The following is a 7,586-nucleotide window of genomic DNA, read 5'->3' on the forward strand; positions in this document are numbered from 1 at the left end:
CAGGAGTCATCTTATGGTTGATCTGTTTGATATCCGTCGTGAATATACGGCCGGGCGATTGGATGAAAATACGGCGGCAGAAAACCCTATGACTCAGTTTCATGCGTGGTTTGAAGAACAAAAAGCCGCAAGGCCAGACGAACCAACGATGATGACGGTCGCCTCCTGCGACAGCGAAGGTCAGCCGTGGCAACGTATTCTCTTATTGAAGAGTTACGATGAAGATGGTTTCGTGTTTTTCACGAATTACACCAGTAATAAAGCCCGTCATTTCGGGGATAATCCGAAAGCCGCTCTGCATTTTGCCTGGCTGGCTCAGGAGCGGCAGGCCATGGTTCAGGGAGTGGTGACGAAAATCTCCCGGGAAGAGACCGAAGCCTATTTTCACTCGCGACCTCGCGAGAGTCAGTTGGGGGCCTGGGCATCTGACCAGAGTGCACCGCTCGCTAACCGCGCTGAACTGGAGGCCCGCTTTGAAAAGCTTAAAAGTGAATTCGAAGGGTGTGAAATTCCAGTACCTGATCATTGGGGAGGGTATCGTCTGAGCCCTCAGCGTTTCGAATTCTGGCAAGGAGGGGAGGCGCGCCTGCACGACCGTCTGGAATATCTGCATGATGTTAAAGGCTGGACTAAGCAGCGCCTCAATCCTTAATGAGGCTCCTTAGTCAGTCTCCTTAATCCGCCTTTAAGCGGTACTTACAGAACTTTCTGACCTCAGAGCCGGCGCATCAGATCGCGGCTCTGAGTGACGTAATGCCCACCAAAGAGTACGGCATGGTTCAGCAGGTGGAACAGCTGATAGATACCTCTTCTCTCTTCGTATCCCTCCTCGATCTTACACACACTCTGGTAGCCCTTATAGAAGGCATCTGGGAAGCGTCCAAAGAGTTCTGTCATAGCAAGATCAGCTTCAGCGTCGCCGTAGTAGCATGCCGGGTCGTAAATAACCGGGAGAGATCCGCGACTGTCAGGAATGAAACCGATATTTCCGGACCAGAGGTCACCATGAAGGAGAGACGCATCCGGCTGGTGATCTTTCAAGGCATTCGAACAGGCATGCAGAACCCGGTCTGCACTGGTGAAGACATCCCCATGGCTGGCGAGCTCCCGCACCAGAGGCTCAAGGCGCTGCTCGACGAAAAAATCTGACCAGTTACTACGCCAGCTGTTATTCAGCGGTGTAGGGCCGCAATAAGTGGTCTTACTGTAGCCATAGCCCTGATCACTAAGGTTGCCATGCAGATTGGCCAATTCGATCCCTGCTTGCTGCCAGTCGCCGTGTACTGCGAGCGGCAGGTGAGACAGCAGGATATATGAATGACCGTCGACCTCGCCGGTCGCGTAGGGCACTGCAGTGCGGACGGCCTGCGTTCTGGCTATCTCCAGAAGACCCGATACTTCAGCTGCGAACTGATCGCTGGCGAGTTCTGACGCTGGCTGCATCTTAAGAAAGAAATCACCTGCTTCCGTATGAATGACAAACTGCTGCTGCTTACTGTTATTTAGGTGCTGGCAGTAATTAAGAATATCGCACGCGCCGACGGGTAGCTTGCGTTGGTCAATCGCATCGGCAAGCAGGCGAGTGAGCGTGTACTCGGGATTGCTGCGCGATGCAGTCTGTGGGAGTGGCATAATCAGACACCATTAATTGAACATGTGATCAGTATAAGGTCGCCATGCAGACGATAATGATGATCAGTTCTCAGAATAGCGTAACCCAGGTAAGGTCGTGTGGGGGATTTGTGTACGAAAGTAAACAGGCAAAAAAAAGCCCCGTAGCATTGCTGCTTCGAGGCTTTAAGAATTCGTGGTAGCTATGACTGGACTTGAACCAGTGACCCCAGCATTATGAATGCTGTGCTCTAACCAGCTGAGCTACATAGCCACTTCAAACTTCCTTGGTCGCGTGTGCGTCTCAAGTGGCGCGTATTATGCCACCATTCTTAAGTCTGTCAACAGTTTTTCGTTATGAATTTCAACGGCTTACCGGATATCCGGATTACACGCATAAAAAAGCCCAGAGACCGATAGCAGAGGCTTTCTCTACCACCGGAATCCGGGCTTTTTGGATATCAGCATTGACCTGAGATCAGATGATACCTTGCTCCTGAAGGTCGGCGACCAGGTTGTCCAGAGACTCCTGATCTGCTGCCAGGCTGATATCAGCGCCGTCAGCACCGCCGGCAACCAAAGCAACCAGACCGTTTGCCTTCAGAACCTGAGCGGTTTCCGCAGTGGCAATGCCGGAAACACGGCCCATTTCGTACAGACGACGATCCAGAGCATTGACGATGTCTTCTGCGTTAGCAGCGTTCACCGCAACGATGGCAGGCTTCTGGTTGAAGCGACGTGCTTTTTCGTCAGCAGACACAGGCGAGGTGTTGCTGCCGTCAGCCGCAGCAGCACCAACGATCATACCGGCACCGATGGTGACGTTGCTCAGGCGATCAATAATGATGAAAGCGCCTGTACCCGGGATTTTTCCGTAGGTATCAAATGGAATCGCTTTATCCAGAGACACTTCAACCAGGGCAATCTCATTGAGCGCGACTTGTTCAGCAGCACTGTGCTCAAGCGTATTCACGTCGATCAGGTGATGGATCTGAGTGAAGGTACCTGTGGTCGCGCTGGAGGCAAACTTAAGGTCGTAGGGCTTGCCTGGCACCATTGCGCCTTCGGTCATCCAGACGATGTTTGCGTTCAGCTTGCTACCTACTTCTGGAAGGTCATTCGCTTTAACGATGACGTCACCGCGACTGATATCAATTTCGTCTTCCAGTGTCAGTGTAATCGCTTGACCAACGAATGCTTCTTCCAGATTACCCTCATAGGTGACAATGCTTTCGACCTTACTGGTCTTCTGCGATGGCAGTGCCATGATGGTTTCACCGGGCTTGATTGTGCCTGCGGCAATCGTGCCGCAGAAGCCGCGGAAGTCGAGGTTAGGGCGGTTTACGTATTGCACTGGCAGACGGAAGTTCTCAAGGTTCTTATCTTCGTCGATTTCGACGGTCTCAAGAATCTCCATCAGGGTCTGACCTTTGAACCATGTTGAGCGCTCAGAGCGTTCTACAACATTATCACCGTCCAGGGCAGACATAGGCACAAAGCGGATGTCTTCCAGATTCAGTTTGCCGGCAAACTCAAGGTAGTCTTCACGGATTTCATTGAAGCGGTCTTCACTGAAGTCCATCAGGTCCATCTTGTTGACCGCAACTACCACGTGTTTGATGCCCAGCAGAGAAGCAATAAAGCTGTGACGTTTGGTCTGAGTCTGTACACCGTAACGGGCATCAATCAGGATGATCGCAAGGTCACAGGTCGACGCGCCGGTTGCCATGTTACGTGTGTACTGCTCATGCCCCGGTGTGTCAGCAATGATGAACTTACGCTTAGCGGTAGAGAAGTAGCGGTACGCTACGTCAATGGTGATGCCTTGCTCGCGCTCAGCGGCGAGACCATCAACCAGCAGGGCCAGGTCGATTTTCTCGCCGGTAGTACCAGACTTAGCGCTGTCTTTTTCAATTGCGGCCAGTTGATCTTCATAGATCATTTTGGAGTCGTGCAGAAGACGGCCGATCAGGGTGGATTTGCCGTCGTCCACGTTCCCGCAGGTCAGGAAACGCAGCATTTGTTTGTTTTCGTGCTGCTTCAGGTACTCAAGGATATCGGAAGCAATCAGATCGGATTGGTGTGACATTAGAAGTACCCCTCCTGTTTTTTCTTCTCCATCGAACCGGATGAGTCGTGGTCAATGGCGCGGCCCTGGCGTTCTGATGTGGTGGTCAGCAGCATTTCCTGAATGATTTCAGGGAGTGTTGCCGCTTCAGATTCAACCGCGCCAGTCAGCGGGTAACAACCCAGGGTACGGAAACGTACAGATTTCATCTCTGGTACTTCGCCTTCTTCAAGAGGCATACGGTCGTCGTCGACCATAATCAGCATGCCATCGCGCTCTACGACAGGACGCTTGTCAGCAAAATACAGGGGTACCAGTGGGATATCTTCGAGATAGATGTACTGCCAGATATCGAGTTCGGTCCAGTTTGACAGAGGGAAAACACGGATGCTTTCGCCTTTGTTTACTTTACCGTTATAGATGTTCCACAGTTCCGGACGCTGGTTCTTAGGGTCCCAGCGGTGTTTGCTGTCACGGAAGGAGTACACACGCTCTTTTGCACGGGACTTTTCTTCGTCACGGCGGGCACCACCGAAGGCAGCATCGAACTTGTACTTATCCAGAGCCTGCTTCAGAGCCTGGGTCTTCATAACATCAGTATGCTTTGATGAGCCATGAGTGAACGGGCCAATACCCTGTTCAACGCCTTCCTGGTTGGTATGAACAATCAGCTCCATGCCAATTTCTTTCGCCATCTTGTCGCGGAACTCAATCATCTCCCGGAACTTCCAGGTGGTATCCACGTGCATCAGTGGGAATGGCGGCTTGCCTGGGTAGAAAGCCTTACGCGCAAGATGCAGCATTACCGCAGAGTCTTTACCGATGGAGTAAAGCATTACGGGGTTATCGAATTCGGCAGCCACTTCGCGGATGATATGCATACTCTCCGCTTCTAGCTGTTTCAGGTGGGTCAGATTGTAGTCGGTCATGGTTGGCCTGTTAGCTCTCTGAAAGGTATAAAACCGGCAAAATAAATTTGACGCAAATATACCAAGGCGTGAGGTATATAAAAAGGCACTATTGATAACAAATAGCTATAACAATATGGTGTTCGAATCCATAAATTTCAGAGAGGTTGCGTTATGGGAATAGAGAGGACCGTTGCGATTCCGGGCCCTGAGGGACAGCTTGATGCCAGAGTGATGGAAATCGACGGTGCCAGGACCGGACTGGTGATGTGTCACCCTCATCCATTATTTTCGGGCACTATGGACAATAAGGTGGTCACAACGGCAGCTCGGGCAGCGAAAGGCCTGGGGCTGAACACACTCCGGTTTAACTTCCGGGGCGTTGGCAGCAGCGACGGGGAACATGATCATGGCGTCGGAGAACAGCAGGATGTCGCCTCAGCCGTCCGTTATGCAAAAGAAGAGCTTGGCTGGGATCGGATTATTCTCGCTGGGTTCTCGTTTGGTGCCGGCATGGCCTGTTTGTATGGATGTGATCATGCCGAAACGATTGATGGACTGGTTCTGATCGCGCCTGCGGTTCATCACTTCGATGCTCCGACTACTTTGCCGCAGGGAATTGAAACCTGGGTCCTGATGGGCGATGCCGACGAGGTTGTGCCATTCGATGAAGTAGAGGGGTGGGTTCAGCTGGTGGTTCCTCAGCCTCATTGGTTGGTTTTTGAGGGAGCAGGTCACTTTTTTCATGGCCGTATTACCGATCTTAAGGCCTCTCTGACGGACGAGTTGTCGGTGTTTGCTGAAGGCTAATAGAAGGAATGTTAAGTAAGGCAGGTGGCTGAGAGCCGCTTCATTTGCACTTTTGCAGCCCGGGCGGTAAATTTCGCCCCCCGAAAATCCTTATTGGAGAGTGTCCGTGTCTACCCCGTGGGAACTGTATCAGGCAGATCTGCTGCGCGACGATTTTTCATATGACCCAGCTCAGGAGATGGCGGTAAAGCATCTTCAGCGTCTTTACGATGATCTTGTGGCCGCTGAGCAGCGCCGTTCAAAACAGGGCGTTCTGGGTAAACTGTCGAAAAAGCTGAGCCGGACAAAGCCTGAGCCAGAGCAGGGGATCTACTTCTGGGGCGGCGTGGGCCGCGGCAAAACTTACCTTGTTGATACTTTCTACGACGCGCTGCCCTTTAAGCGCAAGATGCGCACACACTTCCATCGTTTTATGCAGCGTGTTCACGGTGATCTGACGAAGCTTGCCGGAGCCAAGAATCCACTCACTGTGGTCGCTGATCAGATCGCTGAAGAAGCACGGGTCATCTGCTTTGACGAATTCTTCGTCTCTGATATCGGCGACGCTATGATTCTTGGTGGCCTGATGCAGGAGCTGTTCGACCGAGGTGTTACTCTAGTCGCGACCTCTAATATCGTGCCTGACGGTCTGTATAAGGACGGCTTGCAGCGCGATCGATTTATTCCGGCCATCAAGCTTCTCAATCAATTTACCGAAGTGGTCAACGTCGATAGTGGCGTTGATTACCGTTTGCGAACACTGGAGCAGGCCGAGCTATACCACTACCCGCTGGATGGCGATGCGAATTCCAGTCTGGAGAAAAGCTTTCAGGGACTGATAGCGGACCCGCGCCATGTCGAAGCTAACGCCAGTGTTGAGATTCTTGGGCGCAAAATACCGGCGAAAGCCGTGTGTGATGATATTGCATGGTTTGACTTCTATGCCCTCTGTGATGGACCACGCTCACAAAATGACTACATCGAACTAGGCAAGCTGTTCCATGCCGTTATTGTTTCAGACGTGCCCGCGATGGGCTCGAAGAACGACGATCTTGCGCGCCGCTTTATCAATCTGATTGATGAGTTTTACGATCGCGGTGTCAAAGTGATTATGTCAGCCGATGCGTCAATCCCTGAGATATACAGCACCGGTAAACTGGAATTCGAGTTTCAGCGCACGACATCGCGGATGCTGGAGATGCAGTCTCACGATTATCTTGCCCGCGAGCACCGCCCGGACTGATCAGCCTTTCAGCTGGTCAAGCCCAAATTTACGGCTGAGTATACGATCCAGCACACGTAAAGGCAGCCAACGCTTCATTAGCGGTAACGCCGTGCTGCCATTTCCAATTCTGATCTCAGGGGCAGGGCGCCCCTGGATGCGCAGTAACATTTCTTTGGCGAAGGCTTCTGCTGTGGTGGGATTCTGCTGAGACGCGACCGCCCGTTCCCGGATTTTATCTTCGACCGCCTTGAACAAAGAATCGGGCGTGAGCAGAGCGCTGACGCCAGCCAGGGAGTTATCGCCAAAACTTGATTGAATCGCCCCTGGCTGAACCGTAATCACTTCAATGCCAAAAGGCGCAAGCTCCATACGCATAGCATCGCTCAGAGAGTGCAGGGCGGCCTTTGTCGCACAGTAGGCGCCCGAGAAGGGTGTCGTCAGGATGCCAGAAACAGAGCCGATATTTACGACCTGAGCATGATCTGAGGCTCTTAACATCGGCAGTGCTTGTTGCGTAATACTCACGGGCGCAAGTACGTTTGTTTCAAACTGGCGGAGAAGCATCTCCCGCGATAGCTCGGTCACAGGCCCCATCGCGGCATAACCGGCATTGTTGATCAGGAGGTCGATATGGCCAAGTCGTGCGCTTATTTCTTCAAAAACGCGTTCGATAGCAGAGTCGTCGTTCACATCAAGTGCCATCCGTATGGCATTGTCATGATCAAGATACTGCAGGTCATCCACGTTACGGGCAGTAGCCACAACAGTATCACCACGAGAAATGCAGGCGCGCGCCAGGGCTCTTCCGATACCTGTTGAGCAGCCAGTAATAAATACATTTCTTGTGGTCATGTTCCTCTCTCCAGCATTATATCTTTTGTTGTTTGTGACTTGTATGGTTCAATTTCATTGTTAACCGCTATTCCCTCGACAGTTTTATATATAAGGTGAAGCCCGTAGCTAGCGGCAACTAGTTACCGGAGAA

The 7,586-nt window shown here is 51.9% G+C and carries 7 protein-coding genes and 1 tRNA gene; 3 read left to right on the plus strand and 5 right to left on the minus strand.

Features of this window, described 5'->3' with window-relative positions:
- Positions 1 to 13 precede the first annotated feature (13 nt).
- Positions 14 to 652, plus strand: coding sequence for a pyridoxamine 5'-phosphate oxidase (pdxH, locus tag BW941_RS15610; RefSeq protein ID WP_076517635.1), 639 nt, complete (start codon positions 14 to 16; stop codon positions 650 to 652).
- 62 nt (positions 653 to 714) lie between these two features.
- On the opposite strand, the gene BW941_RS15615 is transcribed toward pdxH, so the two are convergent.
- The 4 genes from BW941_RS15615 to cysD all read right to left on the minus strand — a co-directional run bounded on the left by BW941_RS15615 (position 715) and on the right by cysD (position 4,608).
- Positions 715 to 1,632 carry a fructosamine kinase family protein gene (locus BW941_RS15615; RefSeq protein WP_076517637.1) on the minus strand — a complete coding sequence of 306 codons (918 nt, stop codon included), beginning with the start codon at positions 1,630 to 1,632 and terminating at the stop codon, positions 715 to 717.
- Positions 1,633 to 1,808: 176 nt separating this feature from the next.
- Positions 1,809 to 1,885 (minus strand) — tRNA-Met (locus BW941_RS15620).
- Between the two features lie 204 nt (positions 1,886 to 2,089).
- A complete protein-coding gene (cysN, locus tag BW941_RS15625) occupies positions 2,090 to 3,700 on the minus strand; it encodes a sulfate adenylyltransferase subunit CysN (protein WP_076517638.1) in 1,611 nt (536 codons plus the stop codon).
- Entirely contained in the window at positions 3,700 to 4,608 is a 909-nt protein-coding gene (cysD, locus tag BW941_RS15630) for a sulfate adenylyltransferase subunit CysD (RefSeq protein WP_068444094.1), read from the minus strand. The genes cysN and cysD overlap by 1 nt, the downstream gene beginning before the upstream one ends.
- A gap of 153 nt (positions 4,609 to 4,761) precedes the next feature.
- Between cysD and BW941_RS15635 the strand changes: the two genes are divergently transcribed.
- Positions 4,762 to 5,397 (plus strand): alpha/beta hydrolase, encoded by a 636-nt coding sequence (locus BW941_RS15635; RefSeq protein WP_076517640.1) that lies wholly within the window; start codon positions 4,762 to 4,764, stop codon positions 5,395 to 5,397.
- Between the two features lie 106 nt (positions 5,398 to 5,503).
- The gene (gene zapE / locus BW941_RS15640; protein WP_076517642.1) at positions 5,504 to 6,619 is read left to right on the plus strand and encodes a cell division protein ZapE; all 1,116 of its coding nucleotides are present in this window, start codon (positions 5,504 to 5,506) and stop codon (positions 6,617 to 6,619) included.
- Here the strand turns inward: zapE and BW941_RS15645 are convergent, their stop codons facing one another.
- Positions 6,620 to 7,453, minus strand: coding sequence for an SDR family oxidoreductase (locus BW941_RS15645; RefSeq protein ID WP_076517643.1), 834 nt, complete (start codon positions 7,451 to 7,453; stop codon positions 6,620 to 6,622).
- Between the last annotated feature and the right edge of the window lie 133 nt (positions 7,454 to 7,586).

This window comes from Thalassolituus maritimus, from assembly GCF_900156675.1.
Taxonomy (GTDB): domain Bacteria; phylum Pseudomonadota; class Gammaproteobacteria; order Pseudomonadales; family Oceanobacteraceae; genus Thalassolituus; species Thalassolituus maritimus.

Excerpts from the sequence above, each read along its gene's own strand:
- cysD (WP_068444094.1), bottom strand. The coding sequence starts at position 4,608 with ATGACCGACTACAATCTGACCCACCTGAAACAGCTAGAAGCGGAGAGT.
- BW941_RS15635 (WP_076517640.1), top strand. The coding sequence starts at position 4,762 with ATGGGAATAGAGAGGACCGTTGCGATTCCGGGCCCTGAGGGACAGCTT.
- BW941_RS15615 (WP_076517637.1), bottom strand. The coding sequence starts at position 1,632 with ATGCCACTCCCACAGACTGCATCGCGCAGCAATCCCGAGTACACGCTC.
- BW941_RS15645 (WP_076517643.1), bottom strand. The coding sequence starts at position 7,453 with ATGACCACAAGAAATGTATTTATTACTGGCTGCTCAACAGGTATCGGA.
- pdxH (WP_076517635.1), top strand. The coding sequence starts at position 14 with ATGGTTGATCTGTTTGATATCCGTCGTGAATATACGGCCGGGCGATTG.
- cysN (WP_076517638.1), bottom strand. The coding sequence starts at position 3,700 with ATGTCACACCAATCCGATCTGATTGCTTCCGATATCCTTGAGTACCTG.